Raw genomic sequence first — 18,083 nt, forward strand, 5'->3', positions numbered from 1 at the left:
GCCGTGGGTTGCGCAGGCGCATCGCCCTCCTCCAACCGCCCGAGCCCGTGCGGGATATCGGTCAGTGGCAGATGAGCACGATGAGGCCGCTGCAGTCGTCGTCATCATCGTGGTCGTGGCCCCGCCCCTCGCCGTGGCCCCGGCCGTCGTGCTCGCCTCGGACGGACTGACCGCCGGTTGGGCTCGAATGGGCAGTTGCGGCGATTGTGGCGACGTGACGGGCGGGCGTCGCAGCCACGGCGGAGGCGGTCGTCACCGCCCCTGCCGCAAGAGCGATGCCCAGGGCAGCGCTGACCGCGAATACTCGCGAAACGGATTTCGTCGGGGGATTCACCTGTGCAGTGTCCATGCCCGCATCCTGCACGCCCCTGCAGCCGATTTCCCCCCGAGCGCCGCTGATCGGGCGAGGCATGCGGATCCAACGATTCGGTTGGGCGAAACTCCTCCGCTTTCCTTTCGCGGCCTCAAGGGCCCGGTCCGGCCCGGCTCGGCGAGGTCGCCGACGCCACCGAGGAGGGGACCGCGCTCAGTTCCGGCACGGCCGTACGCAGCCGCGCCGCCGAACCTCGGCTTGGAGTGGCGCAAGCTGACAGCCACCGCGGCCCGCTTCAGCGACCACGCAGACTTCAGCCCCCGCCGGCGGCGGCTGCCCTACAGCTGCGCTGAGCACGCCGAGTTCGTCGAGCAAGCCGATGACGTCATGAGAAGCGGCAGGTACGACGGCGGGCGCATCCGTAGCGGCACTACGTCGCCCGGCATCAGGCCGCGCCCAAGTCCTGGACCACCCGGACCGCCCTGGGCACGATCTACCACCTGCGCCAGGTGGTCCCGAGAGACGCACCCAGTACGGGTACGAGGGCGCAGGTCTTCTTGCTCACCCGGCCACGCTCCCGACAAGATGCCGGAAGAGTCAGAATTTTACGGTCGAGACGGTGTAGACCACCGGATGCCCGGGCTCCGCGAAGCTGACCATGATCCGCTGGGAGGGGTGCGGCGCCTTCTTCGAGTTGACCGCGCCGGCCCACTCCTCGTCGGTGGTGAAGTCCCAGCCCACCTGGGCCGCCTTCCCCGCCGAGATGGTGACCTCGCCCTTCTTGAGCGCGGTGGAGTCGGTGCCGATCTTCCTCAGATAGCGGTCGAGCCCCCCGTCGTTGGTCCTGAACTGCACGAACAGCGAGCTGCTCTTCCACGAGTTGCTCTCGTAGTAGTAGACCGGGGTGGAGCCCTTCGGCACCGGCACGTCGTAGATCCGCTGCTGGACGCGGGCCGGGAAGGCGTTGGTCAGGCCGGTGGCGGCGGCCTCCTGCTCCTTGCCCTCGCCGCTGTCGCGGCTCTGCTCGGCGGAGATGACGATGTAGCCGGCCGGGATGGCGATCAGCAGGAAGACGATCAGCGCGAACAGCACGGGACGGCGGGGCTTGGTACGGGGCTGCGCGGTGGACTGGTGGTCGTCGTGCAGGGGCGGAAGGTCCGGGTCGGTCATCGGCGGCCGGACCGTTCATAGCGCTCGGAGCGCTCGACGCGGCGGCGGTTGGCGCGCCGGAAGCGGCGGGCGACCAGCCGGGCCAGGTCGGCGGCGCCGACCATACCGGCCTCGGGACCGAGCTGGGCCTTGGCCAGCCGGGCCTCCGGGCGGTAGCCGCGGCCGGTGAGCTGGCGCCGGAAGGCGTCCCTGGCCGGGCCGATCAGCAGGTCGTCGGCGGCGCTGACGCCACCGCCGATGACGAAGCAGGAGGGGTCGAGAGCGGCCGCGAGGTTGGCGATGCCGACGCCGAGCCACTGGCCGATCTCCTGGAGGAGTTCGACGCACATCGCGTCGCCCTCCCGGGCCAGCTCGGTGATCAGCGGCCCGGAGATGTCGCCGATGCGTCCGCCGACCCGCTCGATGATGTTGTACGCGACCGGGGAGTCCGCGGCGGCCAGCTCGCGGGCCTCGCGGACCAGCGCGTTGCCGGAGCTGTACTGCTCCCAGCAGCCGCGGTTGCCGCACGGGCAGCGGTGCCCGGCCGGGACGACCTGCATATGGCCGAATTCACCGGCCACACCGTACTTGCCGCGCTTGACCGCGCCGTCCTCCAGGATCGCGCCGCCGATGCCGGTGCCGAGCGTGATCATGACGAGGTGGTCCTCACCGCGGCCGGCGCCGAAGCGCCACTCCGCCCAGGCGGCGGTGTTGGCGTCGTTGTCGACCATCACCGGCACCGCGAGGCGGCCGGCCAGCCGGTCGCGCAGCGGTTCGTTTCGCCAGTTCAGATGCGGTGCGAACAGCACCTTGCTGCGGTCGGCGTCGACCCAGCCGGCCGCGCCGATGCCCACCGCGTGCACGTCGTGCCGGTCGGAGAGGTCCAGCACCAGCTCGGTGATGGTGTCCTCGACGACCTTGGGGCTCTTGGACTTGTCCGGCGTCTCGGTGCGGACCTTCTCCAGGATGACGCCGTCGGCGTCGACCACGCCCGCCATGACCTTCGTGCCGCCGATGTCGATGCCGACGGTGGGCACGCGCGGCGCCGTCAGATGCGAGCGCCGCTCACGGGTGCCGACCGTGCGCAGCACGGTGGCTCTGGCCGATCCCCGGTGGACGCGTTCCCGGTAGATGCTCATCGACCCACCTCATCGCCGTTACGGCTGCCGTTACGGTCGCGGCGGCTGCGTGCTCGCAAGAGTCGTCTCGTCCCTGCGGGGTCTCGGGAGGCCGGGGCCTCGGTGTGCATGTTTCGGTGCGATTGTGCATCACGCGAACCATCCGGCGCACCGCGAGGTGAGGTGGGACGCCCCGCGGCGGGTGGCCCGCCACGGGGCGCGGGACGTCAGTCCGGCCGGTGGCCGCCCGGAAAATTCGGGGTCGCCGTGCGGGCCAGCTCGTGGCTGAGCTGTTCCAGTTCACTGCCGCCCGCCATTTGACGGGTGAGCTCCTCCAGGGCGATCTCCGACTTGGCGTGGCTGCCGGCCATCGTGCCGCGCTTGAGGAGGACGAAGCGGTCGCCGACGAGGTAGGCGTGGTGCGGGTTGTGGGTGATCAACACCACGCCGAGGCCGGCGTCCCGGGCCGCCGCGACGTACTTCAGGACGACGCCGGACTGCTTGACGCCGAGCGCCGCCGTGGGCTCGTCGAGGACGAGGACCTTGGCGCCGAAGTAGACGGCGCGGGCGATGGCGACGCACTGCCGCTCGCCGCCGGAGAGGGTGCCGATGGGCTGGTCGACGTCGCGCAGGTCGATGCCCATCCGCAGCAGTTCGCTGCGGGTGGTCTCGCGCATGGTGCGGACGTCGAGCCGCTTGAAGGGGCCCACTCCCGTCGTCGGCTCCGAGCCGAGGAAGAAGTTGCGCCACACCGGCATCAGCGGGACGACGGCCAGGTCCTGGTAGACGGTCGCGATGCCGCGGTCCAGGGCCTCGCGGGGCGAGGAGAGCCGGGCCTCCTCCCCCTCGATGGTGAAGGATCCCGCGTCGTGCTGGTGCAGCCCCGCGATGATCTTGATGAGGGTCGACTTGCCGGCGCCGTTGTCGCCGAGCACACAGGAGATCTCCCCCGCGTGCACTTCGAGGGACACGCCCTCCAGCGCCTTGATGTTGCCGTAGAACTTGCTGATGCCGGCCAGCTCGACCAGGGCGGGCTTCGCCTCGGGGGCGGTCTTGGTCAGGGCAGTCATGCTTTCTCCTCCGCCCGCTTGCGGACCCATGCGTTCAGGAGCGTGGCGAGCAGCAGCATCGCGCCGAGGAAGAACTTGTACCAGTCCGGGTTCCACTGGGCGTAGACGATGCCCTTGCTGGTCATGCCGAAGATGAAGGCCCCGACCGCGGCGCCGATCGCCGAGCCGAAGCCGCCGGTCATCAGGCAGCCGCCGACCGCCGCCGCGATGATGTAGAGGAATTCGTTGCCGACGCCGTCGCCGGACTGGATCGCGTCGTACGAGAACAGCAGGTGCTGGCCGGAGACCCAGGCGGCGAAGGCGACGCCCATGTAGAGGCCGATCTTGGTCTTGGTGACCGGGACGCCGACCGCCCGCGCGGCGTCGGCGTTGCCGCCCACCGCGAAGATCCAGTTGCCGACGCGGGTGCGCAGCAGGATCCAGGTGGCGACGGCGACCAGCACGACCCACCACACGATGGTGATCTGGACGTCGACCTCGCCGATGGTCAGGTGCGAGGCGAAGAGCGCCCGGGCCGACGCGAAGCCCTCCATGTCGGCGATGGTCTTCGTCGAGACGGTGCCGCTGATGAGCTTGGTGAAGCCGAGATTGAGGCCCGTCAGCATGAAGAAGGTGCCGAGGGTGATCAGGAAGCTCGGGAGTTTCGTCCTGGTCAGCAGGAAACCGTTGAAGACCCCGATGGCGAGGGTGACCAGCAAGGACACCCCGACGCCGACCCAGGTGTTGGCGGTCATCTGGTAGCTGAACATGGACGAGACCAACGCCGAGCTGACGACCATGACACCGGCCGACAGGTCGAACTCGCCGCCGATCATCAGCAGCGCCACCGGCACGGCCATGATGCCGATCGTCGAGGACGCGTAGAGCACGGTGGAAAGGCTGGACGCCCGCAGGAACGGTTCGGCGGCCACGGAGAAGAAGACGAAGACCGCGACGGCGCCGACGACCGAGCCCAGTTCGGGGCGGCCCAGCAGACGGCGCGCCGGCGAGCGGCGCACCAGCCGGTCGTCGCCCTTGCTCACCGCCGGCTCCCGGGGAGGGGCTTCGGCGCTGCTCATCGGGTCCCCCGCTTCGTGTACTCCTGGAGCGCGGAGGCGTCCTTCTTGGTGATCACCTGGGGGCCGGTCAGCACCGGCTTGCCGCCGCCGAGGGCGTCGGCGTTGTACTTGTACAGCCACAGCAGGTCGACGGCCTCGTAGCCCTGGAGGTAGGGCTGCTGGTCGACGGCGAAGCCGAGCGAGCCGTCCTTGAGGCCGCCCGCGACCTGCGCGTTGAGGTCGAAGGTGTCGATCTCGGCCTTGCTGCCGGCCTGCTCCGCGGCCTTGACGGCGGTGGGCGCGAACGGCGCGCCGAGCGTGACGACGGCGTCGATGCCGTTGTCGGCCTGGAGCTTGGACTCGATGGCCGACTGCACGTCGGGCATGTTCGTGCCCTCGACGTAGAGCTTCTGCAGATCGCCCTTGAAGGTCTTGGCGGTGCCGTCGCAGCGCTGCTCGTGGCCGACGTTCCCCTGCTCGTGCAGGACGCACAGGGCCTTCTTCCGGCCGCGCTTGTTCAGTTCCTCGCCAACGGCCTCGCCGGCCACCTTCTCGTCCTGCCCGATGTGGCTGAGCGCGCCGAAGGCCTTGGACTCCTCGGCGCCGGAGTTCACCGTGATCACCGGTATGCCGGCCTTGCGGGCCTTGGCGACGACGTCCTTCATGGCGTTGGGCTTGGCGAGGGAGACGATCAGCCCGTCGACCTTCTGGTCGATGTAGGACTGCACGAGCTGGCTCTGCCGCTGGGCTTCCTTGTCGTGGCCGTAGACGAACTTGATGTTGTCCTTGGCGGCGGCCTGCTCGGCACCGCTCTGCACGATGTCCCAGAAGGTGTCGCCGTCGCCGGAGTGGGTGACCATCGCGAAGGTCCACCGCGGGGTGTTCACCGCGGCCTTGCCGCCTGCGGCCATGGCGGCCCGCTCGTCCTCGGCGCGCTTGCCGCCGGTGCTGCTGCATCCCGCCAGGGACGCGCCGAGCACCGCTGCCAGAACGGCGCTCACGACGCGTACCCGTCTCCGAACCCTTGCCACGAGGACTTGCCCTTCCCGCTGATGAACTGCTGTGTTGGCTGCGTGTGCGGTTGCGCACCTCGGCGCCGGAGCTCCGGCCCCAACCGCGCAAGTATCCGTTACCGGTGATCTGTACCGGTTCATCGGGTCCCGTCTTCCGTAGGGCGGCACAGGGTGCGACGACACGGCCGCACCGTGTCATCGCACCCGGTGGGGTTCGTCGGCTTCGATAGGTACGTGGCGGCGGTGGCCGGGCGGGACATGCCGCGGAAACGCGGCGGCCCGGCCTGCCCGGTGGGCGCTTGCACAAGGGCCCTGAGGAGCGTCGCTTGGTCCATGGCGCCGGCACCGCGGGCAGGGAGGGGCCGAGCCGTACGCACGCCGGTCATCGTGGCACCGCCTTTGCTCCCGGCCGCCGGAATGCGGCTGGAGGAGTTCTAACGGCGCGCGAGGAGCCACGTCAATGGTTTGTCAGAACATTCTTACGCCGAGCCTGCGCAGAGCGGGACATCCCGGCGCGAACAGCCCTGGGGGCACACCCTAGGGGCGGACGAGCAGCTGGAATTCGAAGGCGTAGCGGGAGGCGCGGTAGACGTGCGAGCCGAATTCGACGGCGCGCCCGGTGTCGTCGAAGGTGGTGCGCTGCATCGTGAGGAGCGGGGCGCCCTCGGGCTCGTCGAGCCGCTCGCCCTCGTCGGCGGTCGCGGCCCGCGCGCCGACGGCCTGCCGGGCGCTGTGCAGGGTGATGCCGGCCGAGCGCATCAGGCGGTACAGGCCGGTCTCCTCCAGCTCGGCGGTCTCCAGCCGGAGCAACCCGGCGGGGAGGTGGTTGCGCAGGTGCGCGACGGGCTCGCCGTGCGTCAGGCGCAGTCGTTCGACGAGCGCGACCTCGGCACCCTCCGCGATGCCCAGCGCGGCGGCGACCTCGGCATCGGCGGTGGTGGTGGTGTTGAGCAGGACGCGGGTGGCGGGCTTCTGGCCGGCCGCCTCCAGGTCGTCGTAGAGGCTGCTCAGCTCCAGCGGGCGCTTGACCTGGCTGTGCACGACCTGGGTGCCGATGCCGCGGCGGCGGACCAGCAGCCCCTTGTCGACCAGCGACTGGATCGCCTGACGCACGGTGGGCCGGGAGAGCCCGAGGCGGCCGGCGAGTTCGATCTCGTTGCCGAGCAGGCTGCCGGGGGCGAGCTTGCCGTTCTCGATGGCGGCCTCCAGCTGCTGGGACAGCTGGAAATACAACGGGACCGGGCTGCTCCGGTCCACGCTGAACTGGACGGGGCTCTCGGCGCCCGCGGTACGTGCTTCGCGTTTCCCCACGCTCGCGAGCGTAACCGGAGGCGCTGATGACGGGAAGTCCAGAGGTCACATTGTCCGGACAAGGGCGGGTGTGCGGGCCGCCGGCCGAACAGCCGCCGGCCGGTGCGCCGCGTTCACCCGGGCGAGGAGAGGGCCGTCAGCGGTCGGCAGGTCCGTTGAGCGGCATCACGGTCCCCTGGGCCACCGCGCACACGCGCTCCGCGCCGTCCTCGTCGATCACCGACAGATCGCAGCGGCAGACGGCCTGCCGGCGGCCCGCCTGGACGACCTCGGCGCGGGCGATCAGGGTGCGCCCGCGCGCCGGGCGCAGATACTGGATCGAGAATCCGCCGGTGAGGACCGCGGGCCCCAGAGCCGTGGCGGCGGCGAAGGTGAGGGTGTTGTCCGCGGCGTAGGCCAGCACGCCGCCGTGCACGAAGCCGTGCTGTTGCAGCAGCTCCTCCCGGATGTCGATCTCCAGCGTCGCCCCGCCGGAACCGAACGCGGCGATGCGCGCCCGCACCAGCCTGCTGAACGGCTGGGAATCCAGGGCCTCTTGGGCAGCCCCCAGATCGAACGCCGCACTCCCCTGCTCCGCACCCGCCATGCCCGCCGCCTCTCCTTCACAGTCACCCAGTTTGAGAGCCACGTCCGCCCGGGGCCTCCGGCCTCACTTCATCCACGCGTCCTCGTACTTCCGATATGTCCCGTCGTGTGTCGCGAGGTGCACCCACTGGTCCACGTACTCCCGGAACTCGTCGTCGCCGCGGGGCAGTGCGTAGGCCTTCTCCGAGAACGTGAAGGGCTCGTCCGGGTGGACCGAGCAGAGCTCGGGGTGGATCTTGGCCTGGTAGCGGGTCTCGCTGGCATCCGTCATCATCAGATCCGCCCGCCCCGCGACGATCTCCTCGAAGATGGTGGTGTTGTCCGGGTGGACCGTGAGGTTCGCCTGCTTGAGGTGTGCACGGGCGAACTGCTCGTTGGTGCCTCCGGGGTTGACGATGACGTCCGTCCCCGGCCGGTCGATCTGCTCCAGCGTCCGGTACGTGTCCTTGTCCTCGCAGCGCACGATGGGCGTCTTGCCGTCCGTGCGGGTGGGCTCGCCGAAGGAGACGGACCGCGCGCGCGGAAGCGTGATCGACACCCCGCCCATGCCGATGTCGCAGCGGCCCGCCGCCAGGTCGCCGACGAGGTCGGCCCAGGTCGTGGCGACATAACGGGGTTTGGCGTCCAGGCTCTTGGCGAGATCTTCCGCCATCTTGATGTCGATGCCGCTGTAGTCACCGGTCTTCGGGTCGCGGTGGGTGAAGGGTCGGTAGTCGCCGGTGGTGCAGACGCGCAGCACACCGCGCCGCGGGACGCTGTCCAGGAGCGAGGCCGGTGGGCGGTGGCCCACCGCGGCGCCGTCCGGGGCTCCCGTGGAGCCGGCCGCGGGCGCGGTACCGGGCGTCGGCGCGGGGGTGCCCGAGGCAGCCGGGGCGGCGGCGGTGACGGCGAGCAGACAGGCGAGGGCGGACAGCGTGGCGGCGCGCTTCATGGTGACTCCTGTACGCGGCGGACGGCTGGACGCGGCGGGGGCGCGATCCACGGTCGGCTCGGGCATGCGGTCGCGCGCCGTTGGCCGACGGGCGGGCCGACGCGGCGGGATCACATGATCGAGAGCTCAGCGTGGCAGAGCCCACGGCCCAGGTGAAGACCATGACCGCCCGGCGAGACGGCACGGACCGGACAGTGGGTCACCGCCCGGGACTTGAGGCCGGGAGGCGAACGCGGGGGCCGGGACCTGATGGCCGGACTCGGGCCGGATGCCCCGCCCGCCGAGGCGGGCGGGGCGGACGGGGCGTCAGTCCTCGTAGAGCTCGGCGGTTCCCCGGGTCGTCGGCCGGTCCGGGACGGCGTCGGCCAGGCGGTCGAGGAGGTCGGCGGCGCGCTTGGCGACGGTTTCCCGGTCCCCCTCGGAGAGGGCGGCGCCCATGCCGACCGCGACCGCGCCGGCCTCGATCCACTCCGGCGCGCTCTCGACCGTCACCCCGCCCGTCGGCAGCAATGGGGCCTGCGGGAGCGCGGCGCGTACGTCCTTGACCCAGGAGGGGCCGTGGGCGGAGGCCGGGAACAGCTTGAGCGCGTCCGCGCCGAGTTCCAGCGCGCGGACCATCTCGGTCGGCGTCGAGACCCCGGGGAAGACCGGGATGCCGTAGCGGTGGCCGGTACGGATGACGTCGGCGTCCAGGCTCGGCGAGACGAGGAAGCGGGCCCCGGCGTCCACCGCCATCCGGGCCGACACCGCGTCAAGGACCGTGCCCGCGCCGATGACGGCGTCGTCACCCAGCTCGCGGGTGAGGGTGGTGACCGCCTCCAGCGCGAAGGGCGTGGTCAGGGATATCTCCAGGCTGGTGATGCCCGCCGACAGCAGGGTGTCGGCCGTGGCGCTGGCCTCGTCGTAGGTCTTGCTGCGGACGACTGCGAAAACACGCTGCGCCAGTGCGGCCCGGGTGATCTCCCAGCGATACACGGCAGTTCGCCGTCCTTCCTTGTCTCCAACGCTCCATGCCGCCTTGCCGTGCACTCACGGCAGACGCAGCGCTTCCTGGAGGGGGATGGGGCGGCGGACCACGGACCACCACATGATCCCTATGCCGCCGATGCCCCGCCCACTCCTCGTTTCTACCGAAACGCTACCGGGAACCTCCGACAATGCTCCCCCGGGGGTGCGCCCGGCGCACGCCTTCCGCCAAGTACGGCCGAACGGGATCCGTGTGCACCGCGGGGAGCATGGGAAGCACGGGGGGCGCGAGGGGCGCGGGGCCGGCGGGGAGACCGGGCGGGGCCAGGGGGACAAGGTGGGGCCAGGCCGGAACAGCCTGCCCACGGGGCCGGGACTACAGGTCCCACAGTGCCTGAAGAGAGTCACATGCCGCAGGGCAGCCGGTCGCTATGGCGCGAAGGGCTCACCGCGCCGCGCCGCCGCCGGGCAGCACGGCGGCGGCCGGGGTGCTCGTGCACCCCGGCCGCCGTGTGTCGCGTGTCGTCCGCCGCGTCAGCAGCTGCGGTCGACGAGGTCGAACGACTCGTAGTGGTCAGCGGTGTAGTAGTCCTCGTCCGTCTTCTCACCGGCCACGATGCGCCGGGCACCACGGTCGGGTGAGCCGGGGGTGACGACGGTGAACTCGTGGTAGTAGCCGGAACTCTGCTGCGGGAGGATGCCCTCGCGGTTGTCGAAGACCGTCCCGTCCTGCGGATAGGGGTAGGGCCCGCCCTTCTCGATCAGGTCCAGCGTGTCGTGGGCCTGGGAGGGCAGCTTGGAGTAGCAGATGTCGCCGACGGCGTTCACGTGCACCGGCGCGGCGTACGCCGACGCCTGGTGCGCGGTGGCCGCGTGCGGTGCGGTGGTGGGCGGGGCGGCGACCGCGGCGCCGCCGCCCATGAGAAGGGCCGATGCGAGGGCGCCCGCGGCGCCGATCCTGGTGATCCGTGGGGGGATTCTCATGGCTCCAGAATGACGCGCGTAGACATGACCCTGTCAACCCAAGAGGCGGAAGTTTTCCGTGAGTTCACCACGGAGGAGAGCGGTCGGCAGCCTCTTGGCGGACATGCGGAGGAGCGGAGACATTGGCCGAATCCGATCACCGACCGCCGGTCGGCCCCGCCGGACACGCGCGGGCGTATCGGCCTTCCGGCACTCGGCCGGCTCGCACCGGACCCGCCTTGCCTCAGAGGCAAATCTTTTGCCTCCGGGGCCGGCGCTCGCTATACCCGGTGTATGAGCGAAACCTCCGACGAGCCCGTCGCGGACCCGTCCGACGATCTGGCCACCGTCGCGCCGCGCTTGCGTGACCTGCGACGACGCAGGGGGCTGACCCTGGAGACGGCGGCCCGGCGGGTCGGGCTTTCGCCGGCCCACCTGTCGCGGCTGGAGACCAACCGGCGGCAGCCGTCGCTGCCGATGCTGCTGACACTCGCCCGTACGTACGGCACCACGGTATCCGACCTGCTCGGCGAGACCGCGCCCGAGCGGGACCCCATCGTGCGGGCAGACCGGACCGAGCCGTCGGAGGCCGGCGGCTGGACGTACTGGACGGTGGGCGGCGCCGGCCGGGCGATGCAGGCCCTGCGCCTGCACGTGCCGCAGCGGGCACAGGGCGACCTGGTGCGGGTGCATCCGGGCGAGGAGTGGCTGTACGTCCTCAAAGGGCGGCTGCGGCTGGCGCTCGGCGAGGCGGTCCATGTGCTGGACCCCGGCGACGCGGCGCATTTCGACTCGTTGACCCCGCACCGCATCGCCGGCGCGTCACCGGGCGGGACGGAGCTGCTGTTCGTGCACACCCTGCTGCAGAGCGGCGCCGCCGAACTGTGCCTGGGCGACTCCGCGCCGCGCCGCGGCGTGTGACGCCGGTTCACCCGGACAAACGACACCGGCCGCCGCCGGGCCCGTACCACCACCGCCTCCAAGGGGAAGGACCCTTTCGCCGTGCCCGATCAGACCACTCCCGCATCCGGCGTGCCGGGGCCCGAGGGCGAGCCCGCCCGCGTCTATGTGGAGAACAAGCCACCCCGCGGGCTCTACGTCCGGGTGTTCATCTACGTCATCGCCACGCACGTGCTGCTGGGGTTCATGAGCCTGCTGGTGGTCATCGCCAAGTCGCGTTGAGCGGCGGCGCATCGGCCCCGCGAGGGTCGCCCGGAGACCGCCGGCCCGGCGAGCTTCGCCCCGCGGGAAGGCTCCGCGCCCCCCGGCACGGCCGTTTCGCCAACGTCCATCGACCCGGCGGGAAAGTCCATTGCTCCGCCCCGGCATCCGGGTGAAGCCTGCTTCCGCGCTCGGCGGTCGTCCGCACCGCGCAGTCGTCCGCACCGCACAGTAGGCACCGCACCCGCTGGACCGAGGAGGACCGAAGGATGCACCGTACGCGTACCGCGGCCGCCACCGCGCTCGCCGTGGCCCTCGCCCTGATTCCCCTGACGGGCATGTCGGGGCCACCGGACAGGACTTCCGCGCCGGCCCCCGGCTCCGCCCGGGACAGCCCGGGCGCCGCCGACTCCCTCTCCCCCACCCCGCAGTCCGTGCACGACCGGCACGACCGGGTCACCATCACCCCCACGGTCACCGTCGTCACCGGCCCCAAGACCGACAGACCGGCCCTCGACCTCGTCGAGGACTCCCTGAAGGACGCGGGCGCCGAGAAGGTCGTGCGTGCCGAGCGTGCCCCGGCCGGCCGGCAGCTGACCGTGTTCGTCGACGGGCCGGGCGCGGCACGGGCCCTGACGGAACTGGGGGCGGGAGAGACCGGTGAACTCCCGGCGCAGGGTTACGCGTTGGCGCTCGGCGAAGGCCGCATCGCCCTGTCCGGCAAGGACGCCACCGGCACGTACTACGCCGCGCAGTCGTTGCGCCAGCTCCTGCCGCATCGTGACCGGCCCGGCGCGCGCGTCCAGGGAACCGCGGTGCGCGACTGGCCTGCCACTCCCCTGCGCGGCGTCATCGAGGGCTTCTACGGCACTCCTTGGTCGCACCAGGCCCGGCTGGACCAGCTGGACTTCTACGGCGAGCACAAGATGAACATCTACGTCTACTCGCCCAAGGACGACGCCTATCTGCGGGAGAAGTGGCGCGACCCCTACCCCGCGGACCGGCTGGCCGAGATCAAGGAGCTGGTGGACCGGGCACGGTCCCGGCATGTCGAGTTCACCTACGCGCTCTCGCCCGGCCTGTCCGTCTGCTACAGCTCCGACGCCGACCTCGCGGCGCTGACCGAGAAGTTCAGCACGCTCTGGGACATCGGCGTACGGACCTTCGCGGTGCCCCTGGACGACATCAGCTACACGGACTGGAACTGCGCCGAGGACAAGGACGCCTTCGGTACCGGGGGCGGGGCGGCGGGCACCGCGCAGGCGCACCTGCTCAACCGCGTCAACAAGGACTTCATCGCCCGGCACCCGGGCGCAGAGCCGCTGCAGATGGTGCCCACCGAGTACTACGACGTGAAGCCGTCGCCGTACAAGAAGGCACTGGCCACGAAGCTCGACAAGGACGTGCTGGTGGAGTGGACGGGCGTGGGCGTGATCGCGCCGACGATGACCGTCGACCAGGCGCGGCAGGCCCGGGAGGTCTTCGGGCATCCGATACTCACCTGGGACAACTATCCGGTCAACGACTACGTGACCAACCGGCTGCTGCTCGGCCCGTTCAGCGGCCGGGAGAAGGGGCTGCCCGCCCAGCTGGCCGGCATCACCGCGAACCCGATGATCCAGCCCGCCGCGTCCAAGATCGCGCTGCACACCGTCGCGGACTACGCGTGGAACGACCGCGCCTACGACGCGCGGGCCTCCTGGGGCGAGGCGATCGAGGAGCTCGCCGGTGGCGACGCCCGCACCGCACGCGCCTTGCGCGCCTTCGCGGACGCCCACTACTCCTCGTCCCTCAACCCTCGGCAGTCCCCCGAACTCGCCCACGCCATCGCCGAGTTCGACGAGGACGGAGACGCGCGACGGCTGGACGGGGCGCTGCGCACCCTGCAGGACGCGCCGGGCGTGCTGCGCGACCGGCTGCCCGACCGCGGCTTCGTGGCGGACAGCGAGCCGTGGCTGGATGCGACACGGGCCTGGGGCACCGCGGCGCGTACGGCGCTCCGGCTGATCGAGGCGACACGGGCCGGCGACGACGACACGGCCTGGCAACTGCGGCAGCGCATCCCGGCGCTGGTGAAGACCGCCACGTCGTTCGTCTATGTCGATCTGAACGGCAAGAAGATCCCGGTGCTGGTCGCGGACGGGGTGCTGGACACCTTCGTCGAGGATGCGGTCGCCGCGCACGACACGTCCCTGGGCCTCACCGGCAGGCCCACGGCCTCGACGGATCTGGCCGTCCATCAGGACAACGCCGCCTCCCGCATGACCGACGGCGACGAGCGCACCTACTTCTGGAGCGCGGCGGCACCCCGCTCGGGCTCCTCCGTCGGGCTGGACCTCCATGCCGAGCGCCCGCTCGGCACCGTCGGCCTGGCGATGGGCAAGAGCGGCAGCCCCGACGACTATCTCCGGCACGGCGTCCTCGAATACTCCTCGGACCGGAAGAACTGGACGAAGCTGGCCGCCTTCGACGGGAAAGCGGAGGTGACGGCCGAGCCGCCGGCCGGCGCCACCGCACGGTATGTGCGCGCCCGTGCCACCGAGGCGCAGGACAACTGGCTGGTGGTGCGGGAGTTCACCGTCGCCGGGGAGAAGCGCGGCACCGTGACCGGCAACCCGCCCGCGGCCGAGAACAGCGCGCTGCGGTCGGCGGCGGACGGTGTGGCGGAGAGCGTCTACCGCGCGGCGCGGTCAGCCCGGCCGGGAGAGGCGTTGGAGTTCCGGCCCGCCGAGCCCAAAACCGCCCGCTCGGTGGTGGTGCTGCGGCCGGAGGGAGCGGCCGGGGACGCACGGGTCGAGGTCCGAACGGCCGCCGGCGTGCGGACACTCGGCACGCTGTCCGGTGCGTACACGGCGCTCCCGGCGGGCGACGACGAGATCGGCGCGGTGCGGCTCGTGTGGCCCGGCGGGTCGGCGGCACCGCAGGTGAACGAGGTGATTCTGCGCTGACCCGGCATCGGGGGCGGTGCCCGGCAGGACCTCTGCCGGCACCGCCCCTCGAAGCCGTCCGGGGCGGTGCCGGTCCGGTCCGGCGGCACGGCGCGCCCGGATCGCCCGGCCCCGCGTCACGCGCCCTGAGCTGCTGTCCTCCGCCTTACTGTGAGCCCTGGCCACCCTCGCACCCACCGCAGGAGACCCGACACGATGGCCCGATCCGCCGACACCGCCCGCCCGACGGCGGCCGCCGTCCTCGACGACGCCGTACGCGCCCTGGCCCCGGGCTCCGGCACCAACCGGGTGGTCGCGCAGATCGCGGCAGGTCAGGCGCCGCGCGCGGTGTTCACCGCCTTCGCCCTGGAACAGCACCAGATCATCGCCGCCGACCGGCTCAGCTTCCAGCACCTGGCGCGCCGGGCCGACGCCGATCCACCGGTGGCCGACTTCTTCGATCTGCTCGCCGAGGGCGAGGCACTGGCCCTCAAGCAGCTGGCCGGCCTGGCCGACGCCTGTGAGCTGACCGACCGGGAGATCTCCGCCTACGAGCCGCACCCAGGCTGCCAGGCGTACCCCTCCTACGCGGCGCGGCTCGCGCTCGGCGCGGAGCCGACCGACGTGGTGATCGCGCTCAGCGCCAACTTCGCGGCCTGGGGCGCCTATTGCGGCACGGTCGCCGACGCGATGCGCGCGCACTACGGCTTCCCGGAGTCGGCCCTGGGCTTCTTCACGTTCTTCACCGAGCCGGCTCCGGACGTGGCGGACCGCGCCGACGCCGCACTCCAGCACGGCCTGGACACCGGTCAGGCGCGTCCGGAGGCCGCGCACCGCTACGGGCGGCTCCTCCAGGCGTACGAGCTGATGTTCTGGCACTCCCTCACGGACGGTCCCGTGAACCGCTCCTGACCCGCGAGGTCCCGTATCACGCGGCACGCGGCGGCGGCTGGATACGGGGTTCCGGAAGTGCGCCATGGGCGGCGGACGTTCCGGGATGCCGGCGTCGAAGCAGTGTGGGCACCCCCGGGACCGGGGGTGCCCACACTGCGACGGTCGTTGCCGCCGGGGCTCAGCCGCCCCACTCCTGGTGGCGGGCGCGCAGCCGCCGCTCCCCCTCGGCGGTCAGCGAACCGTGCAGCCGCAGCCGCGCGATCCCGCCGTCGGGGTAGATGTCGATCCGGACGTGGGTGACGGCCGGTGCGTCCGCCGGGAGCAGGAACCGGTGGACGGTGTCGGGCTGCAGCCGCGTACGGGGCAGCAGTTCGGTCCACTCACCGTCCGCGCCGTCCCGCCCGAGCAGCCCGGCCCAGCCGGCCGCGTTGCCCTTGAGGTAGCCGGTGTCGATCTCGACCGCGCGGATCACGGCCTGCTCGGTGAGGCGGTAGCGCACCCAGTCGTTGCCGGAACCACGCCGTCGCCGGGTCTCCCAGCCGTCGTCCATCTTCCGGGAGCGGCCCGGCCGGATGGTGTTGGTGGGCGAGGAGTAGAAGCGGTCCGAGGCGTCCTCGACCCGGCCGCCGTTCTCCAGCGCCGCGAGATCGAAGGTACCCAGCGCGGCCAGCCACTCCGGGGCCGGGACGACCTCGCCGTGGACCCGCAGGCGGGCGACGCCGCCGTCGGGGTGCTGGTTGAGCCGGAGGTGGGTGAAGCGCCGCTCGACGTCGACGGCGAAGCCGTTGGCGGCGTGCCCGCCGACGGCCGTGCGGGGCACGAGCGGTGTCCACTCGATGCCGTCGGCGAGGAGTTCCGTGGGCGAGGGAGAGCCGGCGACGCAGGCGCCCTCGACACTAACGGACTGCGGGTAGTTGCCCCGGAAGTGCGCGGTGTCGACGACGATGCCGCGGATCACGCCGGGCGCGCCGAGCCGGATCAGGGCCCAGTCGTGGTCCTCGTCCGTCGGGAAGGGGTGCGCGCCGTCCGCACCGCGGCGGCGCCGGGTCTCCCAGCCGTCCATGATCTTGCCCTTGTGGCCGAAGGCCTCGGGGTCGAAGTGGGCGGGCTCGGGCTTGAGGAGGTTCTCGCGCTCGGCGAAGAACTCGTCGTTGGCGGCGACCACGCCCGCTCCCAGCCGCCGGTCCGCGAGGTCGGCGAGGTGGGCGAAGGGGAACTCGGCGGTGCGGTAGTCGGCGTACGGGTCACCGCCTCCGAACGGCGCGGCGTCGCCGGTGAAGCGGGGCAGGTCGGCGGTGGTCATGTGCGGTGCGGCCTTTCGAGGAGTTCGCCGGTGGGCTCGGCGAGCGTGGCACCGTCGTTGATCTGCCGGCCGCGCAGCCAGGTGGACCGCACGACGCCGTACAGGGTCTTCCCGGCGTACGCGGTGATCTTGTTGCGGTGCTGGAGGGCGGCCGGGTCGACGGTGAAGGTCTCCTCGGGCGCCAGGACCGCGAAGTCGGCGTCCCTGCCGGGCTCGATGGCGCCCTTGTGGCCGAGACCGACCAGCGCCGCGGGGGCGGTGGCCATCCAGCGCACGACGTCGTCCAGGGTGTGGCCGCGCTCGCGGGCCGCGGTCCAGATGGCCGGCAGGCCGAGCTGGAGGGAGGAGATGCCGCCCCAGGCCGCGCCGAAGTCGGCGGTCTTGAGGTCGGCGGTGGAGGGCGAATGGTCGGAGACGATGCAGTCGATGGTGCCGTCGGCCAGGCCCTGCCACAGCGCGTCCTGGTTGGCCGACTCACGGATCGGCGGGCAGCACTTGAACTCCGTCGCGCCGTCCGGGACCTCCTCGGCGGTCAGGGTCAGGAAGTGCGGGCACGACTCGACCGTGATCTTGACGCCCTCGGCCTTGGCGGCGGCGATCAGCGGCAGCGCGTCGCTGGAGGACAGGTGCAGCACGTGGACCCGCGCGTCGAGCCGCTTGGCGAGGGCGATCAGGCCGGCGATGGCGTCGTCCTCGCTGACCCGGGGACGGGAGGCGAGGAAGTCGGCGTACTTGGGGCCGTGCGGCTCGGGGGCCGCGTCGAGGTGGCCGGGGTCCTCGGCGTGCACGATCAGCAGACCGTCGAAGCCGGCGATCTCACCGAGGGCGGCGGCCAGTTGCTCCTGGTCGAGCTGCGGGAACTCGTCCACCCCTGAGGGCGAGAGGAAGCACTTGAAGCCGAAGACCCCGGCGTCGAAGAGCGGGCGGAGGTCCTTGACGTTGCCGGGAATGGCGCCGCCCCAGAAGCCGACGTCGATGTGCGCCTTGCTGCGGGCGACCTCGCGCTTGATGTCGAGGTGATCGACGGTGGTGGTGGGCGGGAGGCTGTTGAGCGGCATGTCCACGAGGGTGGTGATCCCGCCGGCCGCCGCCGCGCGGGTGGCCGTCCAGAAGCCTTCCCACTCGGTACGGCCGGGGTCGTTGACGTGGACGTGGGTGTCCACCAGGCCGGGCAGCAGAACATCGTCACCGACGTCCTCGACCCGCGCCCCTGCGGGGACCTCGGCGTCGTGCGGCAGCACCGCCGCGATCTTCCCGTCCTGGACGGTGACGGACGCGGCACGCGTCCCCTGCGGGGTGACGACGCGCGTGGAGCGCAGCACCAGCTCTACCTCGGACACCG

At 71.8% G+C, this 18,083-nt stretch carries 17 protein-coding genes; 4 read left to right on the top strand and 13 right to left on the bottom strand.

All coding sequences use genetic code 11. The features are described 5' to 3' along the window. Positions 1–61: 61 nt before the first annotated feature. The 11 genes from QOM21_RS08350 to QOM21_RS08400 form a co-directional block, all read right to left on the bottom strand. Entirely contained in the window at positions 62–349 is a 288-nt protein-coding gene (locus QOM21_RS08350) for a hypothetical protein (protein WP_407549112.1), read from the bottom strand. Positions 350–910: 561 nt separating this feature from the next. Beyond that, positions 911–1,483, bottom strand: a complete 573-nt coding sequence (locus QOM21_RS08355) for a hypothetical protein (RefSeq protein WP_407549113.1) — start codon at positions 1,481–1,483, stop codon at positions 911–913. Then, positions 1,480–2,601, bottom strand: coding sequence for an ROK family glucokinase (locus QOM21_RS08360; RefSeq protein WP_407549114.1), 1,122 nt, complete (start codon positions 2,599–2,601; stop codon positions 1,480–1,482). Before QOM21_RS08360 ends, QOM21_RS08355 begins: the two co-directional genes overlap by 4 nt. 206 nt (positions 2,602–2,807) lie before the next feature. Beyond that, the gene (locus QOM21_RS08365) at positions 2,808–3,650 is read right to left on the bottom strand and encodes an ATP-binding cassette domain-containing protein (RefSeq protein WP_407549115.1); all 843 of its coding nucleotides are present in this window, start codon (positions 3,648–3,650) and stop codon (positions 2,808–2,810) included. After that, positions 3,647–4,708, bottom strand: a complete 1,062-nt coding sequence (locus QOM21_RS08370; RefSeq protein ID WP_407549116.1) for an ABC transporter permease — start codon at positions 4,706–4,708, stop codon at positions 3,647–3,649. The genes QOM21_RS08365 and QOM21_RS08370 overlap by 4 nt, the downstream gene beginning before the upstream one ends. Next, positions 4,705–5,688: a sugar ABC transporter substrate-binding protein gene (locus QOM21_RS08375; protein WP_407549117.1), complete on the bottom strand. Its 984-nt coding sequence runs from the start codon at positions 5,686–5,688 to the stop codon at positions 4,705–4,707. The genes QOM21_RS08370 and QOM21_RS08375 overlap by 4 nt, the downstream gene beginning before the upstream one ends. Before the next feature lie 549 nt (positions 5,689–6,237). Next, positions 6,238–6,957, bottom strand: a complete 720-nt coding sequence (locus QOM21_RS08380; protein ID WP_407555610.1) for a GntR family transcriptional regulator — start codon at positions 6,955–6,957, stop codon at positions 6,238–6,240. Between the two features lie 190 nt (positions 6,958–7,147). Then, positions 7,148–7,597: a PaaI family thioesterase gene (locus tag QOM21_RS08385; RefSeq protein WP_407549118.1), complete on the bottom strand. Its 450-nt coding sequence runs from the start codon at positions 7,595–7,597 to the stop codon at positions 7,148–7,150. A 63-nt stretch (positions 7,598–7,660) separates the two neighbouring features. Continuing rightward, entirely contained in the window at positions 7,661–8,527 is an 867-nt protein-coding gene (locus QOM21_RS08390; RefSeq protein WP_407549119.1) for a transporter substrate-binding domain-containing protein, read from the bottom strand. A gap of 306 nt (positions 8,528–8,833) precedes the next feature. After that, positions 8,834–9,502 (bottom strand): bifunctional 4-hydroxy-2-oxoglutarate aldolase/2-dehydro-3-deoxy-phosphogluconate aldolase, encoded by a 669-nt coding sequence (locus QOM21_RS08395; protein WP_407549120.1) that lies wholly within the window; start codon positions 9,500–9,502, stop codon positions 8,834–8,836. A 525-nt stretch (positions 9,503–10,027) separates the two neighbouring features. Further along, entirely contained in the window at positions 10,028–10,477 is a 450-nt protein-coding gene (locus QOM21_RS08400; RefSeq protein WP_407549121.1) for a ribonuclease domain-containing protein, read from the bottom strand. Between the two features lie 273 nt (positions 10,478–10,750). Between QOM21_RS08400 and QOM21_RS08405 the strand changes: the two genes are divergently transcribed. The 4 genes from QOM21_RS08405 (at position 10,751) to QOM21_RS08420 (ending at position 15,456) form a co-directional block, all read left to right on the top strand. Beyond that, positions 10,751–11,377, top strand: a complete 627-nt coding sequence (locus QOM21_RS08405) for a helix-turn-helix domain-containing protein (RefSeq protein ID WP_407549122.1) — start codon at positions 10,751–10,753, stop codon at positions 11,375–11,377. A gap of 81 nt (positions 11,378–11,458) precedes the next feature. Then, entirely contained in the window at positions 11,459–11,638 is a 180-nt protein-coding gene (locus QOM21_RS08410) for a DUF6126 family protein (protein WP_407549123.1), read from the top strand. Positions 11,639–11,886: 248 nt separating this feature from the next. Further along, on the top strand, positions 11,887–14,565 hold the full coding sequence (locus QOM21_RS08415; protein ID WP_407549124.1) for a beta-N-acetylglucosaminidase domain-containing protein: 2,679 nt from the start codon (positions 11,887–11,889) through the stop codon (positions 14,563–14,565). A 195-nt stretch (positions 14,566–14,760) separates the two neighbouring features. Further along, positions 14,761–15,456, top strand: coding sequence for a transcriptional regulator (locus tag QOM21_RS08420; RefSeq protein ID WP_407549125.1), 696 nt, complete (start codon positions 14,761–14,763; stop codon positions 15,454–15,456). A 160-nt stretch (positions 15,457–15,616) separates the two neighbouring features. On the opposite strand, the gene alc is transcribed toward QOM21_RS08420, so the two are convergent. Both alc and allB read right to left on the bottom strand, forming a co-directional pair. Continuing rightward, the gene (gene alc, locus QOM21_RS08425; protein WP_407549126.1) at positions 15,617–16,741 is read right to left on the bottom strand and encodes an allantoicase; all 1,125 of its coding nucleotides are present in this window, start codon (positions 16,739–16,741) and stop codon (positions 15,617–15,619) included. Further along, positions 16,738–18,081: an allantoinase AllB gene (gene allB / locus QOM21_RS08430; protein WP_407549127.1), complete on the bottom strand. Its 1,344-nt coding sequence runs from the start codon at positions 18,079–18,081 to the stop codon at positions 16,738–16,740. The genes alc and allB overlap by 4 nt, the downstream gene beginning before the upstream one ends. Positions 18,082–18,083: the final 2 nt, after the last annotated feature.

This window comes from Streptomyces sp. Pv4-95 (assembly GCF_045782725.1).
Lineage (GTDB): Bacteria > Actinomycetota > Actinomycetes > Streptomycetales > Streptomycetaceae > Streptomyces.